The following is a 20,779-nucleotide window of genomic DNA, read 5'->3' as shown; positions in this document are numbered from 1 at the left end:
CTTTGCAACGCGATCTAAGGCGCTTTAGATCGTTTTCCCACCCTGAAACCCAGGATAAAAAGATGACTGTGATAAACCAACCAACCTGCAAACTGTTTACCGATACTGCACGCTTTACCCAGCTTTCGGGTTATTACGAAGAAGAACGCCGCACGGTATGGATGATGCTTCGCGCGCAGCCTCGCCCGTGCTTTAACCATGTGCTGATCGAAGAGATCATGAACATGAGTTATCTGGTACAGCGCTCGGGATTTGCCGTCGATTTCTGGGTAACCGGTTCGCTGGTCCCGGGTATGTACAACACCGGCGGAGATCTGGGCTTTTTCGTTGAAACCATTAAGGAGGGACGGCGCGAGGCGTTGCGTGCGTATGCGCGAGCCTGCGTGGACTGCGTGCACGCGGCCTCCCGCGGCTTTGACAGCGGCGCTATCAGCCTTGCAATGGTGGAAGGCAGTGCGTTAGGGGGCGGCTTTGAGGCGGCCCTGGCGCACCATTTTGTGCTGGCGCAGCGCGATGCACGTATGGGCTTTCCGGAGATAGCCTTTAACCTGTTTCCGGGAATGGGAGGCTACTCCCTGGTTGCCCGGCGTTCGGGAATGAAGCTCGCAGAAGAGTTAATTTATAAAGGAGAGTCGCATACCGCGGAATGGTACGAGCAATACGGCCTTGTCGATCTGTTGTTTGAACCGGATCAAGGCTATCAGGCAACGCGCACCTTTATCGACACCCTGCAGCCTAAGCTGAACGGCGTCCGCGCCATGCTGCGCGCGCGGCAGCGCGTGCTGCAGCTGCCGCGCGCTGAGCTGATGGATATCACGGAAGACTGGGTGGATGCAGCGTTCAGCCTGCAGCCGAAGGATATCGCCTATATGGAAAGGCTGGTACAACTGCAAAACCGCCATAGCTCGACGGCTTTGCGTAAGGCCAGTTAACGCGCCGTGCGGGCCAGGTAACGTTTCAACCAACGCTCGAACACGGCAGCGGGCATCGGTTTAGCAAATAAGTAACCCTGCCGTTCGTTGACGCCGTTCTTGGTAAGGAAGGCGTCTTCTTTCTTGCTTTCAACCCCTTCCGCAATTACCTGTAAATTCAGCGCCTGCGCCACGGCGACAATCGCGCGTACCAGCGACTGCGAGACGGATTGCTTATGGATATCGCGCACAAACGCCTGGTCGAGCTTAATCGCGTCGATAGGGAAACGTGCCAGCTGCGACAGCGACGAGTAACCCGTGCCGAAGTCGTCCAGGTGAACCTGGGCGCCGAGCTTGCTGAACTGCTGGATAACGGACAGCGCCAGCTCTTCGTTTTCAATCAGACAGCTCTCGGTGAGTTCGACGTCGACCGGGCAATATTCAAAATCTAAATCTCTTAGCGCCTGTTTTAGATCGCTAAAAATAGTTTGATCGGCCAGCTGCCGGGCGGAAACGTTTACCGCCACGCGCAGATTGATGCCTTTATCGCGCCATTTCGCCACCTGCTGCACCACGCTTAACATTACCCAGCGGCCCAGCGGCACGATAAGCCCTGACTCTTCCGCATAGGAGATAAAATCCAGCGGCGGGATCAGGCCACGCTCCGGCGACTGCCAGCGCACCAGCGCCTCCAGACTACGCACTTCGCCGCGCCAGGTTATTTTGGGCTGATAATGGATAACCAATTGATCGTTTTCCAGCGCCTTACGCAGGTTGGTATCAAGCCACAGATATTCAAAGACGCGCTGGTTCATTTCCGGCGAGAAGACGCAGAATTTCCCGCGACCGCTCTCTTTAGCGGTATACATGGCGGTATCCGCATTACGAATGACGCTTTCCCTGTCTTCGCCATGCTGCGGAGCGAGGGAGATACCCAGCGAGCAGCCGGAATAGACTTCAATCAGGCCAATGCGGAAGGGCTGTTTTAAGCGGGTGAGAATGCGGGAAGACATCGCCTCGAGCGTGGCCTGCGAGGTGTCTGTTGCCAGCACGATAAACTCATCGCCGCCAAGCCTCGCCAGCACCTGGCCTTCTTCAAGGCAGCTGAGAATAGCCAGCGAAACGGCCTGCAGAAGCTGGTCGCCGAACATGTGCCCGTAGGCGTCATTCACTTTCTTAAAGTTATCGAGGTCGAGATAGACAATCCCTACCTGAGTCTCGCCGCGATTTTCTATAGCGGCGCTGATGAGATCGTGGATGGCGTTGCGATTTGGCAGGCCGGTAATGGTGTCGGTGTTCGCAAGGACGCGCAGGCGCTCCTGAGCGCGGCGCTCTTCCGTAATATCCGTGCCGGAACAGATCAGGTAGATTTCATTTTTACCGCTGCCGCTGTGGACGAACTTGTTGCGGAATAAAAACAGCCTCTGGCCCTTGCGGGTTTTAATCCAGCGTTCAACTTCATAGGAGCTGCCGTTGCGGAAAAAGCCGCTGATATTGTGTCGGGAGGCGGCAGCCTCGCTGCGGCTCATAAAAAGCTTAAAAACGTTCTGCCCGATGACTTCCTGCTCTTTCAGGCCGGTGTACTCTTCGCTGAGCCGGTTAAAGCGCTGAATATTGCCCTGACGATCCAGGATGACGATAACCGAGTTCGCTTCAGACACCACCTGTTCGGCAAAAGAGAGTCCCTGCAAAAGATCGCGCGCAACGGAAGGGGTATCGTGCCATGAGGAAGCCGTTCCGGCCCATTCGCGCCTGGAGACTTTTCGCCCCACAAGATGGACAGACATGTCGGTGCCAAACAGGGATATCGTCATGGTGATGCTTGAGGTGATCACCGTCATCTGACGTATCTCGTCGGCCTGCTCCTGGTCCAGCGCAATCACCTGGCTGGCGTCTGCGCTTTCGTGGGCGGCAAGCTGCAGAGCGTTGCTGTCTGAAGGCAAACGCCAGTATGGGCTGGTTGTCCCTAAATAACGGTAAAGCAGGTTCTGCTCCAACTCGTCTTTCATGCTTTCTCCTGAACCGGTGCATGGCACTTCAGTTTACTATTTATATTAGCAACATAAAGCCCGTGTTAAACAAGCGGCGACGGATAAAAACCTGCAGATATGTGTTAACCGTCAGAAAATGAAGGTGAAATGCATAATTTCTACAAAGGTTAAAGGCACATCGTATTAAAATCGTTTAGCGTCTCTTACCAGCGAGGCTGCGAAATTATAACAAAAGTAAGAAGTTAATGGCGTGCTGTGCGCAATCGCAGGAAAATATATCAGAGAAAAAAGGGAAAAGGAGGAGAGCCAAAAAGAAAAAGGCTGAAAATCTATTCAGCCTTTATGAGTAGTTATATGATTTTTACGCGGCCGGGCGGGCGATAACGCTACGCGTTTGCATGCGCACTTCGGCGATAGTCACATCGATAACATCGGTCACTTTGTAGGCGACTTCGCCTTTAATCTGCACGGTGCCGTTTTCCTGGCTGCAAACCAGCTCATCGCGCACCGCGTGGATGAACGGCGCGGGGATAAACGCCACTGCGCCATTTTCAACCAGACGCACACGCATTCCGCCGCGGCTGACATCAATGATTTCAGCGGCAAAGCGCGTATCGGTCCCGGCCAGGTCGTTCAGGAAACGGGCGTATAACCAGTCGCCCACGTCGCGTTCAGCCATGCGGTTCAGGCGGCGGCGCTCCGCCATCTGGACGGTGGTTTCATTCTGCGGACGCGTTGCCGACTCGCCTTTAACGATAGCCTTAAGCAGACGATGGTTAACCATATCGCCATATTTACGGATCGGGGAGGTCCATGTCGCATACGCTTCCAGGCCAAGCCCAAAGTGCGGGCCGGGCTCGGTGCTGATTTCAGCGAAGGACTGATAGCGGCGGATACGGCTGTCCAGGAAACCTGTCGGCTGTGCGTCAAGCTCGCGGCGCAGCTTGCAGAAGCCGTCCAGCGTCAGCACTTCCTGCGCGTCTACGGTAAAACCGTGGCCTGCGAGCATATTCGCCAGCTGTTCAGTATTGGCCGGGTCAAAACCGGTATGCACGTTGTAGATACCAAAGCCGAGTTTGTCGCGCAGAATAATGGCGGCACAAACGTTGGCGGCGATCATCGCTTCTTCAACAATGCGGTTGGCGATGCGGCGCGGTTCGCAGACGATATCCAGCACCTCGCCTTTCTCGCCCAGCACGAAGCGGTAATCCGGGCGGTCTTTGAAGACCAGCGCGTGGTTATGGCGCCATTCGCCGCGGCTCAGGCAGATGCGCTGCAGCAGGCGGATCTGCTGAGCAATCTCATCGCTTTGCGGCTGCCATTCGCCTTTCTCTTCCAGCCAGTCGGAGACCTCGTCATAAACCAGTTTGGCTTTGGACTCGATGGTCGCGGCGAAGAAGTGGATGTCGCTGCCGATTGCGCCATCCTGTGCAATAACCATGCGGCAGGCCACGACAGGACGGGAGACGTTGGGGCGCAGCGAGCAGAGATCGTCAGAGAGCTCGCGCGGCAGCATAGGGATGTTAAAGCCCGGCAGATAGTTGGTGAACGCACGCACTCTGGCGATATTGTCCAGCTTGCTGCCTTCGGCAATCCAGGCGGTAGGATCGGCAATGGCGACGGTCAGCTGCAGCTTGCCGTCCGCCAGCTCTTCAACGAACAGCGCATCATCCATATCTTCGGTGCTGGCGCTGTCGATGGTGACGAAGTGCAGGGCGGTTAAATCTTCACGCACCAGGCCGTCGTCAAGCATTTCGGTCGCGACGCCGTCGGGCGCTTCGCGTTCAAGGTTATGGCGGGACAGCGTAACCCACCACGGCGCAAGGTGATCGTCGCCAAAGGTGATGAACTGCGTCAGCTCCGCGTAAAATCCGCGATCGCCCTTGAGCGGGTGGCGCTTCATCTCTGCCACAGCCCAGTCGCCGTTCTGGAAGTCGTGCGTGACGGAACGCTCCGCACGGCACTGAATAGCGTCTTTTAATAACGGATGGTCCGGCACGATAGAAAGACGATCGTCTTTTTTCTGCACGCGGCCGACGAAGCGGCTCAGGAACGGTTCGATAAGCTCTTCCGGCTCAGCGGTCTCCCGGTCTTTGTCCGTGTGGATCACAGCGCTGATACGGTCGCCGTGCATCACTTTTTTCATCTGCGGAGGCGGAATAAAGTAACTTTTACTGGCGTCAACCTCGAGGAAGCCAAAGCCTTTTTCAGTACCTTTTACCACGCCTTCGGCGCGAGGAGTCTGGGAATGCAGTTGCTGTTTAAGCTGCGCGAGCAGCGGGTTATCCTGAAACATATTGTTTAGTTTTCGTGGCCAAAAGAGCGGCTGACAGTTTTACGCGAATCCGTACTCTGCGGCAAGCGCTGTTTGCCTCAAAAGCACGCCAGATTCAGCGCTTACGGCCTGCCGCCCAGCCCGACTTTCAGGCGGTTAAGCCAGCCAAAGAGGCCCGAGCTGACCAGCAGTCTTAACGCTTCAGAGGCGGAAAAACCCTGCTCCAGCAAGGGTTGCACATGCGCGGCGCTGAAACGGTCAGGCGCGCGGGTGAGCAGCTGTACCGCCTGAATAATAGCGCGTTCACGGGGATGGTTATGGCTCCATGCCTGCAGCGCTCTTTCACCGTTGCGTACCGCATCGGGCAGGCCGCTATCGCCGCGCCACAGCTTTGCGGCTTCCGCGAAACAGGAAGGGCTGCCGTTGATCCTGGCAGAAAGCAGCATCACCAGCGTCTGTTCGTCGGTATGGTCCGGGGCGGGCTGCCACAGCTGGCTGAGTAACTGACTCAATGCACAAAGCGCAGGGGCGTCATGCGCCAGCAGCCATTCCAGGCCCTGTAGCGGGCGAAGAGGCTGGCTTACGCTCAACGCTTCAAGCTGATCGGTCCGGGCGTAACGCAGCTCCACCGGGGGCAGATCCGCAGCCCAGAACGCGTCTTTAGCGGTAAACATCTCTGCCGGGGCATCCTGCAGCGTATCGAGGCCGGGCAGCCAGCGGACGGGCAGCCCCTGCAGCGCCTGCCAGACGGCCACGGCGCGGGCCTGAAAGCCAATAAAACCAATCAGCTGATTGAAGGTGATGATATCGCTTGCCGACAGCCCAACCTCATCGAGCTGCGCGCGCGACGCGTTATCGATGAGCGTCGGCTGGCTGGCAAGCTGGCGGGCGTACTGGGTGATTTGCGTCAGGCGGCGGTTGCTCTCGCGCGAAGAGTCGGGGCCCGGCTGCGGCGCCAGACGCGCCGCATAGTGGTTGCAAAGCCGTTGCACGCCATAAACCTGCGCGACGGTAAGCGCGGTGCTCAGCCGGTCATAACAGCTGAGAGTATGCATACGCGTCGCTGCGACCTTTTCCGGCATCAGCGTCTCGCTGGCGCTACGGGCGGCCGCTATCCACGCCTGTTCGTCGTCAAGCTGTTGCTGGTTTAAATTAAGGTCGAGTAAAAAGCGGTCTGCGTGGGCAGCTTCGGGAACCAACGGCAGGACATCCGCCGGGCAGAGACTGGACTGGGTTTCGTGATACCAGTGGCTTTTGCCCGCAATGTGGCGTTGTTCCATGGTCGTTCCTTGGTCAAAGAGTTAACAGGCCGGTAAAGAGAGGGGGACCTGGTTCGCTGCTTTATCCTGGCGCAAGCGCGAAAGGCGACAAAAGAACGATCGGTGATAATAAATATCGGAATGGTATATGGGGCGGCAAAAACGGGGTGTTGACGGGGCAGGCGGATGCCCGCCCCGAAACGGGCGGAATTAGTCTTTCAGTTCAAGCTCGTTCATGGCTGCGATGCTGAAGCCGCCGTCAACGTGAACGACTTCACCGGAAATACCGGCAGACAGATCGGAACAGAGGAAGGCCGCGGAGTTACCCACATCTTCGATAGTAACGGTACGACGAATCGGCGTAACCGCTTCGCAGTGCGCCAGCATTTTACGGAAATCTTTGATGCCGCTTGCCGCCAGAGTACGGATTGGACCTGCGGAGATGGCGTTAACGCGCACGCCTTCAGGGCCCATCGCGTTCGCCATGTAGCGCACGTTAGCTTCCAGAGAAGCCTTAGCCAGGCCCATAACGTTGTAGTTAGGGATTGCGCGTTCTGCGCCCAGGTAGGAGAGGGTCAGCAGCGCAGAGCCAGGGTTGAGCATTTCGCGGCACACTTTCGCCATCGCCACGAAGCTGTAGGCGCTGATGTCGTGAGCGATTTTAAAGCCTTCGCGGGTCACGGCATTCACGTAGTCGCCATCCAGCTGATCGCCCGGCGCGAAACCGATGGAGTGAACGAAGCCGTCAAATTTCGGCCAGCTTTTTGCCAGTTCGGTAAACAGCGCGTCGATGCTCTCATCTTCTGCAACATCGCACGGCAGTACGATACTGGAACCCAGATCGGCAGCAAAACCTTCTACACGGCCTTTCAGTTTGTCGTTCTGATAGGTGAAGGCCAGTTCAGCGCCTTCGCGATGCATCGCCTGAGCGATACCGTAGGCGATGGAGAGTTTGCTGGCGAGGCCAGTGATCAGAATGCGTTTACCGGAAAGAAAACCCATAGCTTTGAATCCTTATAGTTTCTGCTAATTTTATAAGTGTATAATCATGAGGTTACAAACGATTAGTCACAATTATTCAACACTAAATTGAAATTATATCCCACTCGCGCCGGGTTGTGTCACGTTATTTTTCCAGCGGGGGCCGAGTGCTTATCGCCTCGCCAGAGGTCGTGCCTGTGCTAACGGTCTTTTCGCCACGCGTCTGCGGTTAATGCTTCGCCAAAGTGGCTGGCGATCAGCCGCCTGGTGAGTTCGTGAAGCGGAGAGGCCAGCACGTCCGCCGTACTGCCGCGCTCCACCACTTCGCCGTGGTGCATCACCATTACCTGATCGCTGATATGCTTCATCATGCCGATATGTTGCGTCACGTAGATATAAGCGATGCCCTGCTTTTCCTGTAGCTCGAGCATCAGGTTAATCAGCTGCGAGCGCATGGACATATCCAGCGAGGCCAGCGCTTCGTCCGCGATAATGACTTTTGGCCGCAGGATTAGCGCGCGCGCCAGCCCTAAACGCTGTTTCTGCCCTGGCGCGAGCATGTGAGGATAATAGCTGACGTGATCGGGCAACAATCCCACCTGGCGCAGCGTCTCGACAATCCTTTTCCGGCGCGCTTCCGGCTCCAGATCGGTATTCAGGCGCAGCGGAAAATCCAGAATTTGTGAAATACGCTGGCGAGGATTGAGCGAGGTGCTCGGATCCTGGAAAATCATGCGGATGCGCTGGCTGCGGTACGAGTAGTCGCCAAAGCGCAACGGGTGGTCGTCAATCATCAGCTCGCCGCTCGTAGGCTCAATCATTCCGGCAAGCATTTTCGCAAGCGTTGATTTCCCGGAGCCATTCTCGCCGATAATCGCCAGCGTCTGTTTCTCGCGCAGGGTAAAACTCAGCGGCTTCACGGCCTCGACATGCTGGCGGCGAAACAGGCCCGTCCGGTAGCGAAACGTCTTACTTAAATTACGCACTTCCAGCAGCGTTTCGCCCATTAGTGACTCTCCATATTCAGGGGGAAATGGCAGGCGTATAGGTGCGTTTTCGCCCCTTCAAGACGCGGCGTCTCAATACATTTGCGCTGTGCATAAGGGCAGCGGGGCCCCAGGCGGCAGCCAATAGGCAGATGCTCCAGCAGGGGGATGGCCCCGGCAGGGTATTCAACCGGCTCTTGTGCGGCATCGGGCTGCCGAAATCCGGTATGGCGCGAATTAAGGCCTGAGTGTAAGGGTGATGCGGCGTTGCGATAAGCTCCTCGCTGGTGGCGGTTTCCACCGTTTGCCCGCAGTACATCACGTTGATTTTATCCGCCCATTTGCTGAGCATTTGCAGATCGTGGCTGATAAGCAAAATCGTGGTGTTGTTGTACTGGTTAAGCCGGGTCAGCAGCTTGAAAATCTGCGACTGCGTCGTCGGCTCCATGGCGTTTGTCGGCTCATCGGCAATCAGCAGGCGAGGCTGGTTGGCCAGCGCAATCGCAATCATGACTTTCTGGCATTCGCCATCGGTGAGCTCATACGAAAAGCTGCGCATCACGTCTTTATGCTCTTTGATTCCCACGCGGTGAAGCAGCTCGGTTGCACGACGTTTACGCCAGCCAAAGCGTTTCCACCAGCGGCCCTTATAGGTCCAGCCCGGGATGTTTTGCATCAGCTGGCGGCCCACCCGTTCTGACGGGTCGAGGCACGACTGCGGCTCCTGAAAAATCATCGACACATTATGGCCAACCAGGCGACGGCGCTGGCGCGCGGTGAGGCGCAGCAGGTCGATATCATCGAAGCGCATGCGGTCTGCGCTAACCCGCCAGTTATCTTTGGTGACGCCGCAGATAGCCTTGGCAATCAGGCTCTTGCCTGAACCAGACTCGCCTACCAGACCACGAATTTCGCCTTCGCTGAGCGTCATGCTGACGCGATCCACGGCTTTCACCCACCCCTCGGAGGTCATCAGTTCGATGGTCAGATTACGGATATCAAGTAATGGCATTATTGCACCCCCGCGTTAATCGCACGGCGCAGTCCGTCGCCCAGCAGATTGACCAGCAATACACTAATCATAATCGCTGCGCCCGGAAGCATCACGGTCCAGGGCGCGACATAAATCAGCTCCAGCGCGTCGCCAAGCATCGCTCCCCATTCCGGCGAGGGAAGCTGCGCGCCGAGATCCAGAAAGCCGAGCGCGGCAATATCTAAAATCGCCATCGACAGCGCGCGGGTAACTTCCGTGACCAGCGTTGCGGCAGTGTTTGGCATCACGGCGAACCACAAAATATTGGGCGTCGTGGCGCCGTCGAGGCGCGCGGCCACGACGTATTCTTTTTCCAGCTCGTCATGAACCGCGCTGTACACCGAGCGAACCATGCGCGGCAGCAGCGCCAGCCAGACGGCGAACATAGCGTGCGTGAGGTGCGGGCCTGCAAACGCCACCACAACGATCGCCAGCAGCAGCGAAGGAATAGAAAGCAGCGTATCAAGGATATGGTTGAGTACCGCAGATCGCAGACCGTGCGTCGCGCCCGCAATTACGCCCAGCACCACGCCACAGACCGTCGCCCCCAGCGTAACCACAAAAGCGCCACCCACGGTGGGCGCCGCGCCGCTTAACAGACGGCTTAATACATCGCGCCCTAAATCGTCCGTGCCGAGAAAGAAAGACACCTCGCCATAGCGGGACCAGGACGGCGGCAGCAGCTGATAGCCAAGGAACTGCTGATCGAGACCATAAGGGGCGAAAAGGCCGCCAAAGACGCACAGCAGAACCAGCGCGCCGCAGCCGTAAAGGCCAACCATTGCCGAGGCGTCGCCATAAAATTTGCGCCACGTCAGGCGCAGGGTGCTTGGCGGCCGTTTCTCGTGATAGACGCTATCGTAAGGCATACCATTCCTTATGTTTCAGCGGGTTAGCCATAGCACCCAAAATATCAGAAAGCACGTTAACGATAATGACTAACGACCCGATAACCATGACGCCTGCGGAAATCGCCGCGTAGTCCTGCTGACGGAGGGCGTTAATCAGCCAGCGCCCCAGTCCCGGCCAGCTAAAGACCACTTCGGTAATCATCGCCAGCGTCAGCATGGTTGAAAACTGCAGGCCCAGGCGTGGAATAACCGGCGGCAGCGCGTTGTGCAGCACGTGACGATGCAGAATGGTGAAGCGGGACAGGCCGCGTGTGGCCGCCGCCTTGATATAGTTTCGATCGAATACTTCGCTGGTGCTCAGGCGCATCAGGCGAATCACCTCCGTCGTTGGGGCAACGGCAAGCGTAACTACCGGCAGCACGATGTGGCGCACGGCGCTGAGGATCATTTCATGGCGATAAGGCGAATCGGAAAGCCAGGCATCCACCAGCGCAAAGCCGGTGACGGACTTCACTTCATAAAGCAAATCGAAACGCCCGGAAACGGGGAACCAGCCGAGCGTGAGCGAGAAAAACAGCGTCAGCAGCAGGGCGAACCAGAACACCGGAATCGAAAAACCGAGCAGCGCTAGCGCACCTATCAGTTTGTCCTGCCATTTATTACGCGTAATGCCCGCAAGCATGCCCACGGGAATGCCGATCAGCAGCGCAAGGCCAAAGGCCAGCAGGCACAGCTCCATGGTCGCCGGGAAGACGTCGCGCAGCTGTTCGTTAATGGACTGCCCGTTGGTGCTGGAGACGCCAAAATCCCAGTGCAGCAGGCTCTCAGCCCAGAACACCCAGGCGTTCCACAAAGAGGCGCCCTGCAAAGGCGCGTGCGGCGTAAAATAGCTCAGACTGAAGCCGACTATCGCCAGGAAAAATAGGGTGATTAACAGCAGTAACAAACGCCTCAGGGTAAAGATGATCATGGTTTTTTCACCTCTACGTCGTCACGAGAAACCCCGGCGAAGGACGCGTTGCCAAACGGGCTTAGCACCAGGCCTTTAATATCATAGCGATAGGCCTGCAGGCGCAGCGAAGAGGCCAGCGGCAGCACGGGAAGATCGTTTGCCAGAATATCCTGCGCCTGTTTATAGGCTTCGATGCGCGAGGCGAGCTGCTGGGACGCGAGCGCCTTTTGCAGCACGCTGTCGAACCCAGGATTACACCAGCGCGCATAGTTGGTTTGCGAACGGATCGCCGCACAGCTCAGCATCGGGCGGAAGAAGCTGTCCGGATCGTTACTGTCCGTCGCCCAGCCGGCCAGCGTCAGATCGTGGTTCATATCCATCAAACGCGCCTCCTGGAAACGGCCTTCGACGGGCACGATGGTTACCTTCACGCCAATCTGCGCCATATCCGCCTGAATCAGTTCGGCGGTTTTCAGCGGGCTTGGGTTCCAGGCCTGAGAGCTGGTGGGCACCCACAGGCGCAGCTCCAGGTTATTAATCCCCAGCGCTTTAAGACGCTGACGCGCTTTCCCGGGATTGTATTCGGTAATTTTAGCATCGCCGTCATACGCCCAGGAGGCGCGCGGCAAAATCGAAGCGGCGGTTTCTGCCGTGCCGTAATAAATAGACTGCATCAGGCGCTGGTTATTAATCGCTAAAGCGAGCGCATGGCGCACGTCAGGATTATTCAACGGCGCCTTATTGGTATTAAAAGCCAGATAGGCGATGTTCATTCCCGGACGCAGGGTAAGGCGCAGACGAGGATCGTCACGCAGGATAGTCAGCTGGCTTGCGGCAGGGTAAGCCAGCACGTCGCATTCGCCGGTCAGCAGTTTCGATAAGCGCCCGGTGCCGCCGGATCCTAAATCCAGCACCACCTGCGGCATCAGCGGCACGCCGCGCCAGTACGCAGGATTGCGGGCCAGGCGGATATACTGGCCGGCCCGGTACTCGCTTAACTGGAAAGGACCCGTGCCCACCGGCTGGCGATCTATTAATTCCTGACGGCCGGCTTTGGCCAGCTGGGCGGCATATTCAGCCGACATCACCGAGGCGTAATGGGTCGCCATATGCCACAGGAACGAGGCGTCCGGCTTTTCCAGCCGGAACTCAACGGTGTTGTTATCCAGCTTGCGGACGCTTTTTACCGAATCCGGAAACTGGAGGCTGTCGAAGTAAGGATAGTTTCCGCCGTTGACGTTGTGCCACGGGTGGTTGCGGTTAAAAACGCGTTGAAAACTGAACACCACGTCATCGGCGTTCATCGCCCGGACTGGCTTAAACCAGGGCGTGGTCTGGAACTGCACCTTCGGGCGCAGGTGGAAGCGGTAGGTGGCGCCGTTATCCAGCACTTCCCAGCTTTGCGCCAGCTCCGGCACCAGACGATAGGTATAGGGATCGACGTCCAGCAGGCGGTCATAAAGCTGGGCGGCAAGCGTGTCCACGGTCAGGCCGCCGCTCGCCATTTGCGGGTTAAAGGTATTAACCTGGCCATTAACGCAATAAACAAATCCGCTCTTGCGAATGTCGTCAGGCTTCGGGCCTGGCGTAGCCGCCAGCGCCACGCCGCTCAGGCAGCTCAGACTCAGCAAGAGGGAGGGGATAATTCCGCGCATAAGTTTTTGAGTTTTCAAAGGTGATAGCCAAAGTGTATCGCACTCTGGCCTTCTGCCCAAAATAAGTGGCGATGAGTGCCATTTTTCTGCGCAGAGTGATGATAAAAGCGTCGCAAAAACCCTTTCAGGGGATGTTTCCCGGATGAACAAGATGCTTTTTCATCATGGCGCGCAGCTGGTGATAGGTCAGACCAAGCAGTTCGGCTGCGCGACGCTGGTTATAATTAGCCTGCTTCAGGCTGGTTTCCAGCAGCTGTTTTTCCTGGTCGTTTTGCCACTGCCGCAGATCGACAGGTAAAGCAGGTAACCCTGAAGGTTCAACGGGTGCGGAGGTTGTTTCGCGGCGCGCGAAGGGATCGAGAATCACTTCATCAACCGGATCTTCGCTGCTGCCGTGGCGATAAACCGAGCGTTCCACGACGTTTTTCAGCTCGCGGATATTCCCCGGCCAGGCGTAGTTCACCAGAGTTTGCCGTGCTTCTTCGGTAAATCCGGGGAAGAGGGGGAGCTGTAATTCACGGCACATCTGAATCGCAAAGTGTTCGGCCATCAGCATGATGTCGGGCCGGCGTTCGCGCAGCGGCGGCAGGGTGACGACGTCAAAAGCGAGCCTGTCGAGCAGGTCGGCGCGGAATTTTCCCTCTGCGGCAAGCTTTGGCAGATCGGCATTGGTGGCGCATACCAGCCGCACGTTGACCTGCAAAGGCTGGCTGCCGCCGACGCGTTCAAGCTCGCCGTATTCCACCACCCGCAGCAGCTTTTCCTGCACCATCATCGGCGCGGTTGCCAGCTCATCAAGGAACAGCGTGCCGCCATCCGCGCGTTCAAAGCGGCCGGGATGGCGTTTCTGAGCGCCGGTAAAGGCGCCGGCTTCATGGCCGAAAAGCTCGGAATCCAGCAGGTTATCGTTGAGCGCGGCGCAGTTTAACGAGATAAACGGCCCCTGCCAGCGGCGCGAAAGAAAGTGCAGGCGGTTGGCGATGAGCTCCTTGCCCGTGCCGCGCTCGCCAATAACCAGCACGGGCTTTTCGAGAGGAGCGAGGCGGGAAACCTGCTCGAGCACCTCTAAAAAGCTGTTTGCCTCGCCGATGAGATTATCTTTATGCTCTGCCATGATGAAATTAACCAACTGTTAGCGAATAAAACCACTATAAACGCCAGCGGCAACCTGTCAAGTTTAATCAATATCTTTAATATCAATAATATAAAAAGTTGGCACGGCAATTGTATTATTCATTCCGTGCAGGGTGCCTGGCACCTGAAATAATGACTAAAGAGGATTGAATTATGGGTATTTTTTCTCGTTTTGCCGACATCGTGAACGCCAACATCAACTCGCTGCTGGAAAAAGCGGAAGATCCGCAGAAGCTGGTACGTCTGATGATTCAGGAAATGGAAGACACGCTTGTTGAAGTACGTTCCACCTCGGCCCGCGCGCTGGCTGAAAAGAAACAGCTTTCCCGCCGCGTAGAGCAGGCAACCGCTCAGCAGGCTGAATGGCAGGAAAAAGCGGAGCTGGCGCTGCGTAAAGATAAAGAAGATCTGGCCCGTGCGGCGCTGATCGAAAAACAAAATTTAACCGACCTGATCGCCACCCTGGAAGACGAAGCGGTGCATGTCGATGAAACCCTGGCGCGCATGAAAAAAGAGATTGGCGAGCTGGAAAACAAGCTCAGCGAAACCCGCGCGCGCCAGCAGGCGTTAACGCTGCGCCATCAGGCTGCTTCTTCTTCCCGTGACGTGCGCCGCCAGCTGGACAGCGGTAAGCTGGATGAAGCGATGGCTCGTTTTGAATCTTTCGAGCGCCGCATCGACCAGATGGAATCTGAAGCTGAAAGCCACGGCTTTGGCAAACAGAAAAACCTTGATACGCAGTTTGCCGAACTGAAAGCCGACGATGAAATCAGCGAACAGTTGGCGGCGCTGAAAGCAAAAATGAACGCCCAGGATCGCGGTTAAATTTTCGCAGCTGCGGTTGTGCGTCGCACACCGCAGTTCGTCTGACTTGTAAGGAGTACACATGAGCGCGCTTTTTCTGGCCATACCGTTGACGATTTTCGTGTTGTTTGTCGCCCCCATCTGGCTGTGGCTGCACTACAACAACCGCGCGGCAAACGGCGGGCAGCTTTCACAGGGCGAACAACAGCGGCTGGCGCAGCTCACTGAAGAGGCACAGCGCATGCGGGACCGCATTCAGGCGCTGGAGCAGATCCTCGACGCTGAGCATCCGAACTGGAGAGATAAATAATGGTGAACTCATTTTCCGGTCGTAAATTATGGCGTATCCCTGAAAAAGGGATGGTGAAGGGCGTTTGTGCCGGTATCGCACAATACCTTGATGTACCGGTAAAGCTGGTGCGCCTGATCGTTGTTTTATCGATGATTTTTGGCCTGTTTTTCTTTGTAATGGTGGCCTATATCGCCCTGACGTTTATTCTCGATCCGATGCCGCAGGGCGCCGATATGGAAAAACCTCAGCCCACCAGCCGGGAGCTGCTCGATGAGGTTGATGCCCAGCTGGCGGCCGGCGAGCAGCGTTTACGTTCCATGGAACGCTATATAACGTCCGATACTTTCTCGTTGCGCAGCCGGTTCCGTCAGCTCTAGTTTTACTTCACTTTAACCCTCTCCTACGGGAGAGGGAATATCGCCACTATTCACCACTCCCCGGAGGTTCCATGACCACATTCCGCACCGCCAGCCAGAAAGCGAAACCGGGCCTGAAAATTGCCGGGAAGCTGGTTCTGCTTGTTGCTCTGCGTTACGGCCCGGCGGGCGTAGCGGGCTGGGCCGTGAAATCTGTCGCACGCCGTCCGTTAAAGATGCTGCTGGCACTGACAATTGAGCCGCTTGTTTCCCGTATGCTGCGTAAAATTTCTGCTCGCTATCACACCAAATAGCACTCTGTTTATATTGTTTGCCTCTTTGATTCGCTATTCCCAAACCTTATTTATTACAATCATTGAAGATATTTTTTCCCATTAGTAAAAAATGGGCGCAACCAGGACGCAGATGAACAGAATCAAGAATGAACTGAACGCTCTTGTCAACCGCGGCGTGGACAGGCACCTGCGGCTTGCGGTCACCGGCCTGAGCCGCAGCGGTAAAACCGCCTTTATCACGGCGATGGTTAACCAGCTACTGAGCGTCAATAACGGCGCTCGCCTGCCGATGCTTAGCGCGGTGCGCGAAGAACGTCTGCCTGGCGTTAAACGCGTGCCGCAGCGTGATTTAGGCATTCAGCGTTTCACCTATGACGAAGGGCTGGCGCAGCTTTACGGCAATCCGCCTGGCTGGCCGACGCCAACGCGCGGCGTCAGTGAAATGCGTCTCGCGCTGCGCTATCGCTCTAATGATTCGCTGCTGCGGCACTTCAAAGACACCTCAACGTTATATCTGGAGATTGTGGATTATCCGGGCGAATGGCTGCTGGATTTGCCGATGCTGGCGCAGGATTATTTAAGCTGGTCGCGCCAGATGACCGGCCTGTTGCAGGGCGATCGCGCCGAATGGTCTGCCGACTGGCGCAAGTTATGCGCAGGTTTAGATCCCTTTGCTCCGGCCGATGAAAATCGACTTGCGGCCATCTCCGAAGCCTGGACAGATTACCTGCTGCGCTGCAAACAGGAAGGGCTGCACTTTATTCAGCCGGGCCGCTTTGTCCTGCCGGGGGATATGGCCGGCGCGCCCGCGCTGCAGTTCTTCCCGTGGCCGGAGGTCGATACATTCGGTGAATCTAAGCTAGCCCAGGCGGATAAAACCACCAACCTCGGCATGCTGCGTTCGCGCTTTGATTATTACTGCGAAAAGGTGGTGAAGGGGTTTTATAAAAATCACTTCCTGCGCTTCGACAGGCAGATTGTGCTGGTGGACTGTCTGCAGCCGCTTAACAGCGGGCCGCAGGCGTTCAATGATATGCGCCTTGCGCTGACGCAGCTTATGCAAAGCTTCCAGTATGGGCAGCGCACCCTGTTTCGCAGGCTTTTCTCTCCGGTTATCGACAAGCTGCTGTTTGCCGCCACCAAAGCCGATCATGTGACCGTCGATCAGCATGCCAGCATGGTTTCGTTATTACAGCAGCTGGTGCAGGACGCCTGGCAGAACGCCGCATTTGAAGGCATAACTCGTGAATGCATGGGCATTGCCTCGGTGCAGGCGACGCAAAGCGGTCTGGTTGACGTGCAGGGCGAGCAAATTCCTGCGCTACGTGGAAATCGCTTAAGCGACGGCGCGCCGCTAACTGTTTACCCTGGGGAAGTCCCGGCACGCCTGCCGGGCAGCGCATTCTGGGAAAAGCAGGGCTTTCAGTTTGAACAGTTCCGTCCGCAGGTGATGGACGTCGACAGGCCGCTGCCGCATATCCGCCTGGATGCCGCGCTGGAATTTTTGATTGGGGATAAACTGCGATGACCGAACCCTTAAAGCCACGTATCGACTTCGCCCAGCCGCTGGAAGTGGAAAAAGAACAGGCATATAAAACCGCGCACGCCTTCAGCGAGCCCGAGGCGGAGAAGTTTACTCCCGCGCTGGCAGCGCTTGATGAAGAGCAGGAAGAAAGCCAGGCCGAAGCCGTTGTGGAAGCGGCGCTGCGCCCGAAACGCAGCATCTGGCGGCGCATGGTTACCGCCGGGCTGGGATTGTTTGGTATCAGCGTTGTCGCGCAGGGCGTGCAGTGGACGCATAACGCCTATGTCACCCAGGACTGGATTGCGCTGGGCGGCGGCGTCGCAGGCGGCTTAATTGTTGCAGCAGGCGTTGGCTCCATCGCAACGGAATGGCGGCGCTTATGGCGCCTGCGTCAGCGCGCAGAAGAGCGCGATGAAGCGCGGGATTTGCTCAGCAGCCACAGTATGGGCAAAGGCCGCGCTTTCTGTGAAAAACTGGCGCGTCAGGCTGGCCTGGACCAGGGGCATCCGGCGCTACAGCGCTGGTACGCATCCATTCATGAAACGCAAAACGATCGTGAAGTTGTCGCGCTTTATGCGCAGCTGGTACAGCCGGTGCTCGACGGCCAGGCTCGCCGGGAAATCAGCCGCTCCGCCGCGGAATCCACGTTAATGATCGCCGTCAGCCCGCTGGCGCTGGTGGACATGGCGTTTATCGCCTGGCGCAACCTGCGGCTGATCAACCGCATCGCTACGCTGTACGGCATCGAGCTGGGCTATTTCAGCCGTATTCGCCTCTTCCGTCTGGTGTTGCTTAACATCGCCTTCGCCGGCGCAAGCGAACTGGTGCGAGAGGTAGGGATGGACTGGGTCGGGCAGGATATTGCCGCTCGCCTTTCGGCCCGTGCCGCTCAGGGGATCGGAGCCGGGCTGCTCACGGCGCGTCTTGGCATTAAAGCTATGGAACTTTGCCGTCCGCTGCCCTGGATGGAGGACGATAAACCGCGCCTGGGTGATTTCCGTCGTCAGCTGCTGGTGCAGCTCAAAGAAACGATGAGCAAAAACAAATCTAACCCTCCGCTGTGACATTCGGGTAAAGCCGTGACCGTCTGGCTTTACGGCTTTACCCCCATTCAGTTACTTATCTGTCAACTTTTCTTCACACATCCCTTCTGACCCGCCGGTATCTGGAGTATTATTACTTTATCCAACGATCCCGTTTTAAAGCGAAAAAGGTCACCTCCATGCGTCTGGAAGTCTTTTGTGAAGACCGCCTTGGTCTGACACGCGAATTACTCGATTTATTAGTGCTGCGTGGTATTGATTTACGAGGCATCGAAATTGACCCTGTTGGGCTCATTTATCTGAATTTCTCAACCCTGGATTTCGACTCGTTCAGCAGCCTGATGGCTGAGATTCGTCGCATCCCGGGCGTGAAAGACGTTCGCACGGTGCCGTGGATGCCATCCGAGCGTGAACACCGGGCGCTGAGCGCGCTGCTTGAAGCGCTGCCGGAACCTGTGCTCTCCCTGGATATGAAAAGCAAAGTTGAACTGGCTAATCCGGCGAGCTGCGCGCTCTTTGGGCAGGGCGAAGAGAAGCTGCGTAACCATAACGCAGCAAGCCTTATCAACGGTTTTAACTTTATGCGCTGGCTGGAAGACGCGCCTGCGGACTCCCATACCGAACATGTCGTCATCAACGGACAGAATTTCCTGATGGAGATAACGCCGGTGCATCTGGACGGCGAAGATAAGCTGCCGATGCTGGTTGGCGCAGTTGTGATGCTGCGCTCCACGGTACGTATGGGACGTCAGCTGCAGAATATCACTCAGGCCGATACCAGCGCGTTCAGCCAGGTTATTGCGGTCAGCCCGAAAATGCGTCACGTCGTTGAACAGGCGCACAAGCTGGCGCTGCTCAACGCGCCGCTGCTAATCGTTGGCGATACCGGCACAGGAAAAGATCTGCTCGCCCACGCCTGCCATCTCAGCGGCCCGCGCGCGCAAAAACCCTATCTGGCGCTGAACTGCGGCTCAATGCCGGATGACGTGGTTGAAAGCGAATTATTCGGCCATGCGCCGGGCGCTTATGCCAACGCCGTCGAAGGGAAGAAAGGTTTCTTCGAGCAGGCGAACGGCGGCTCGGTATTGCTCGATGAGATCGGCGAGATGTCACCGCGCATGCAAACCAAGCTGCTGCGTTTTCTCAACGATGGTACTTTCCGCCGCGTGGGGGAAGAGCACGAGGTCCACGTTGATGTGCGCGTGATTTGCGCGACGCAGAAAAATCTGGTGGAGCTGGTGCAGAAAGGCGAGTTTCGCGAGGATCTCTATTATCGCCTGAATGTGCTGACGCTTAATCTGCCGCCGCTGCGGGACCGTCCGCAGGACATTATGCCGCTTACCGAACTGTTTGTGGCGCGCTTTGCCGATGAGCAGGGCGTACCTCGTCCTAAACTGGCAAACGATCTCAGCAGCGTATTAACACGTTACGGTTGGCCGGGCAACGTTCGCCAGTTGAAAAACGCCGTCTATCGCGCGTTAACGCAACTGGAGGGCTACGAGCTGCGCCCGCAGGATATCCTGCTGCCTGATTTTGATACCGCGAGCCTGGCCGTTGGGGAAGAGGCGATGGAGGGGACGTTAGATGATATTTCGCGGCGCTTTGAGCGTTCCGTCCTGACCCAGCTTTATCGTACTTATCCAAGCACCCGCAAACTGGCGAAACGTCTTGGCGTATCGCATACGGCTATTGCCAACAAACTGCGTGAATATGGCCTGAGCCAGCGTAAAACCGAAGAGTAATCCTTTAATGAAAAAGAGGGAAACTACTGTTTTCCCTCTTTTATTAGCTAAACGCCCCGCACGAGGGACATTTATACCTTAAGCCCTCAGGGCTTCCAGCGCCGCAGCGTAATCCGGCTCGTTAGTGATTTCGTTAACTAACTGGCTGAATACCACCTCATCTTTTTCGTTGATGACAACAACCGCACGGGCAGTCAAACCTTTCAGCGCGCCTTCGGCGATGCCTACGCCGTAATCCTGCTGGAATTCAGGGTTACGCAGGGTAGAGAGGGTGACGACGTTGCTCAGACCTTCTGCGCCACAGAAACGGGACTGCGCGAACGGCAGGTCGGCGGAAACACACAGAACGACGGTGTTATCCATCTCGGTCGCCAGCTGGTTGAATTTACGCACGGATGCCGCGCAAACGCCGGTGTCGATGCTTGGGAAAATGTTCAGCACTTTACGTTTGCCCGCGAACTGGCTCAGCGCAACATCAGAGAGATCTTTTGCAACCAGCGAGAAAGCAGCGGCTTTGCTGCCAGCCTGTGGAATTTGACCGGCAACCGCAACAGGATTGCCCTGGAAATGAACGAGTTGTGACATGTTTAATTTTCCTTTTTACATATAATTAACGCCGCATGCAGTGTATTCCAGGATTCAGTGGATGAATATAAAAAACTGATACTGCACGTAAAAGTGTTCGCCCCTATA

Annotated in this window: 18 protein-coding genes and 1 pseudogene; 8 read left to right on the top strand and 11 right to left on the bottom strand. The window is 56.6% G+C overall.

Annotated elements, in window-relative coordinates; translation table 11 throughout:
• The first annotated feature begins 62 nt into the window (after positions 1-62).
• Positions 63-932 (top strand): crotonase/enoyl-CoA hydratase family protein, encoded by an 870-nt coding sequence (locus WLO31_RS10485; protein ID WP_435930415.1) that lies wholly within the window; start codon positions 63-65, stop codon positions 930-932.
• On the opposite strand, the gene pdeR is transcribed toward WLO31_RS10485, so the two are convergent.
• From pdeR to pspF, 10 genes and pseudogenes are all read right to left on the bottom strand, one after another.
• On the bottom strand, positions 929-2,920 hold the full coding sequence (gene pdeR, locus WLO31_RS10480; RefSeq protein ID WP_435930414.1) for a cyclic di-GMP phosphodiesterase: 1,992 nt from the start codon (positions 2,918-2,920) through the stop codon (positions 929-931). The genes WLO31_RS10485 and pdeR overlap by 4 nt on opposite strands.
• A gap of 343 nt (positions 2,921-3,263) precedes the next feature.
• Positions 3,264-5,198, bottom strand: coding sequence for an exoribonuclease II (locus WLO31_RS10475; protein ID WP_435930413.1), 1,935 nt, complete (start codon positions 5,196-5,198; stop codon positions 3,264-3,266).
• A gap of 101 nt (positions 5,199-5,299) precedes the next feature.
• Positions 5,300-6,457 (bottom strand): CMD domain-containing protein, encoded by a 1,158-nt coding sequence (locus WLO31_RS10470; protein ID WP_435930411.1) that lies wholly within the window; start codon positions 6,455-6,457, stop codon positions 5,300-5,302.
• Positions 6,458-6,646: 189 nt separating this feature from the next.
• Entirely contained in the window at positions 6,647-7,438 is a 792-nt protein-coding gene (gene fabI, locus WLO31_RS10465; RefSeq protein ID WP_435930409.1) for an enoyl-ACP reductase FabI, read from the bottom strand.
• A 179-nt stretch (positions 7,439-7,617) separates the two neighbouring features.
• The gene (gene sapF / locus WLO31_RS10460; protein ID WP_435930407.1) at positions 7,618-8,424 is read right to left on the bottom strand and encodes a putrescine export ABC transporter ATP-binding protein SapF; all 807 of its coding nucleotides are present in this window, start codon (positions 8,422-8,424) and stop codon (positions 7,618-7,620) included.
• Positions 8,424-9,415, bottom strand: a pseudogene (sapD, locus tag WLO31_RS10455) (putrescine export ABC transporter ATP-binding protein SapD). The gene sapF and the pseudogene sapD overlap by 1 nt, the downstream one beginning before the upstream one ends.
• Positions 9,415-10,305, bottom strand: a complete 891-nt coding sequence (gene sapC / locus WLO31_RS10450) for a putrescine export ABC transporter permease SapC (protein WP_435930405.1) — start codon at positions 10,303-10,305, stop codon at positions 9,415-9,417. Before sapC ends, sapD begins: the two are co-directional and overlap by 1 nt.
• Entirely contained in the window at positions 10,292-11,257 is a 966-nt protein-coding gene (gene sapB, locus WLO31_RS10445; protein WP_435930404.1) for a putrescine export ABC transporter permease SapB, read from the bottom strand. The genes sapC and sapB overlap by 14 nt, the downstream gene beginning before the upstream one ends.
• Positions 11,254-12,894 (bottom strand): ABC transporter substrate-binding protein SapA, encoded by a 1,641-nt coding sequence (gene sapA, locus WLO31_RS10440; protein WP_435930403.1) that lies wholly within the window; start codon positions 12,892-12,894, stop codon positions 11,254-11,256. The genes sapB and sapA overlap by 4 nt, the downstream gene beginning before the upstream one ends.
• Positions 12,895-13,018: 124 nt before the next feature.
• Positions 13,019-14,008, bottom strand: coding sequence for a phage shock protein operon transcriptional activator (gene pspF / locus WLO31_RS10435; RefSeq protein WP_435930401.1), 990 nt, complete (start codon positions 14,006-14,008; stop codon positions 13,019-13,021).
• 173 nt (positions 14,009-14,181) lie between these two features.
• Between pspF and pspA the strand changes: the two genes are divergently transcribed.
• The 7 genes from pspA to tyrR all read left to right on the top strand — a co-directional run bounded on the left by pspA (position 14,182) and on the right by tyrR (position 20,086).
• Complete coding sequence (pspA, locus tag WLO31_RS10430) at positions 14,182-14,853, top strand: phage shock protein PspA (protein ID WP_435930400.1); 672 nt, start codon at positions 14,182-14,184, stop codon at positions 14,851-14,853.
• A gap of 61 nt (positions 14,854-14,914) precedes the next feature.
• Positions 14,915-15,142 (top strand): envelope stress response membrane protein PspB, encoded by a 228-nt coding sequence (gene pspB / locus WLO31_RS10425; protein ID WP_435930399.1) that lies wholly within the window; start codon positions 14,915-14,917, stop codon positions 15,140-15,142.
• Entirely contained in the window at positions 15,142-15,501 is a 360-nt protein-coding gene (pspC, locus tag WLO31_RS10420) for an envelope stress response membrane protein PspC (protein WP_435930398.1), read from the top strand. Before pspB ends, pspC begins: the two co-directional genes overlap by 1 nt.
• Before the next feature lie 71 nt (positions 15,502-15,572).
• Entirely contained in the window at positions 15,573-15,794 is a 222-nt protein-coding gene (pspD, locus tag WLO31_RS10415; RefSeq protein ID WP_435930396.1) for a phage shock protein PspD, read from the top strand.
• A gap of 112 nt (positions 15,795-15,906) precedes the next feature.
• Positions 15,907-17,304, top strand: coding sequence for a YcjX family protein (locus WLO31_RS10410; RefSeq protein WP_435930395.1), 1,398 nt, complete (start codon positions 15,907-15,909; stop codon positions 17,302-17,304).
• Positions 17,301-18,365, top strand: a complete 1,065-nt coding sequence (locus WLO31_RS10405) for a TIGR01620 family protein (protein ID WP_435930392.1) — start codon at positions 17,301-17,303, stop codon at positions 18,363-18,365. The genes WLO31_RS10410 and WLO31_RS10405 overlap by 4 nt, the downstream gene beginning before the upstream one ends.
• Before the next feature lie 158 nt (positions 18,366-18,523).
• The gene (gene tyrR, locus WLO31_RS10400) at positions 18,524-20,086 is read left to right on the top strand and encodes a transcriptional regulator TyrR (RefSeq protein ID WP_435930391.1); all 1,563 of its coding nucleotides are present in this window, start codon (positions 18,524-18,526) and stop codon (positions 20,084-20,086) included.
• A gap of 78 nt (positions 20,087-20,164) precedes the next feature.
• Here the strand turns inward: tyrR and tpx are convergent, their stop codons facing one another.
• Entirely contained in the window at positions 20,165-20,671 is a 507-nt protein-coding gene (gene tpx / locus WLO31_RS10395; RefSeq protein ID WP_435930389.1) for a thiol peroxidase, read from the bottom strand.
• Positions 20,672-20,779 lie beyond the last annotated feature (108 nt).

This window comes from Dryocola sharpae, assembly GCF_051307055.1.
GTDB lineage: Bacteria > Pseudomonadota > Gammaproteobacteria > Enterobacterales > Enterobacteriaceae > Dryocola.
The sequence above is the reverse complement of the archived record's forward strand: the minus strand, read 5'-3'. Positions and strand labels throughout refer to the sequence as shown.

Bases quoted from the DNA above. Each gene is read 5' to 3' on its own strand.
- WLO31_RS10475 (WP_435930413.1), bottom strand. From the start codon at position 5,198: ATGTTTCAGGATAACCCGCTGCTCGCGCAGCTTAAACAGCAACTGCAT.
- pspA (WP_435930400.1), top strand. From the start codon at position 14,182: ATGGGTATTTTTTCTCGTTTTGCCGACATCGTGAACGCCAACATCAAC.
- WLO31_RS10470 (WP_435930411.1), bottom strand. From the start codon at position 6,457: ATGGAACAACGCCACATTGCGGGCAAAAGCCACTGGTATCACGAAACC.
- pspC (WP_435930398.1), top strand. From the start codon at position 15,142: ATGGTGAACTCATTTTCCGGTCGTAAATTATGGCGTATCCCTGAAAAA.
- WLO31_RS10405 (WP_435930392.1), top strand. From the start codon at position 17,301: ATGACCGAACCCTTAAAGCCACGTATCGACTTCGCCCAGCCGCTGGAA.
- tyrR (WP_435930391.1), top strand. From the start codon at position 18,524: ATGCGTCTGGAAGTCTTTTGTGAAGACCGCCTTGGTCTGACACGCGAA.
- sapF (WP_435930407.1), bottom strand. From the start codon at position 8,424: ATGGGCGAAACGCTGCTGGAAGTGCGTAATTTAAGTAAGACGTTTCGC.
- sapC (WP_435930405.1), bottom strand. From the start codon at position 10,305: ATGCCTTACGATAGCGTCTATCACGAGAAACGGCCGCCAAGCACCCTG.
- pspB (WP_435930399.1), top strand. From the start codon at position 14,915: ATGAGCGCGCTTTTTCTGGCCATACCGTTGACGATTTTCGTGTTGTTT.
- pspD (WP_435930396.1), top strand. From the start codon at position 15,573: ATGACCACATTCCGCACCGCCAGCCAGAAAGCGAAACCGGGCCTGAAA.
- WLO31_RS10410 (WP_435930395.1), top strand. From the start codon at position 15,907: ATGAACAGAATCAAGAATGAACTGAACGCTCTTGTCAACCGCGGCGTG.
- pdeR (WP_435930414.1), bottom strand. From the start codon at position 2,920: ATGAAAGACGAGTTGGAGCAGAACCTGCTTTACCGTTATTTAGGGACA.
- sapA (WP_435930403.1), bottom strand. From the start codon at position 12,894: ATGCGCGGAATTATCCCCTCCCTCTTGCTGAGTCTGAGCTGCCTGAGC.
- WLO31_RS10485 (WP_435930415.1), top strand. From the start codon at position 63: ATGACTGTGATAAACCAACCAACCTGCAAACTGTTTACCGATACTGCA.
- tpx (WP_435930389.1), bottom strand. From the start codon at position 20,671: ATGTCACAACTCGTTCATTTCCAGGGCAATCCTGTTGCGGTTGCCGGT.
- pspF (WP_435930401.1), bottom strand. From the start codon at position 14,008: ATGGCAGAGCATAAAGATAATCTCATCGGCGAGGCAAACAGCTTTTTA.
- fabI (WP_435930409.1), bottom strand. From the start codon at position 7,438: ATGGGTTTTCTTTCCGGTAAACGCATTCTGATCACTGGCCTCGCCAGC.
- sapB (WP_435930404.1), bottom strand. From the start codon at position 11,257: ATGATCATCTTTACCCTGAGGCGTTTGTTACTGCTGTTAATCACCCTA.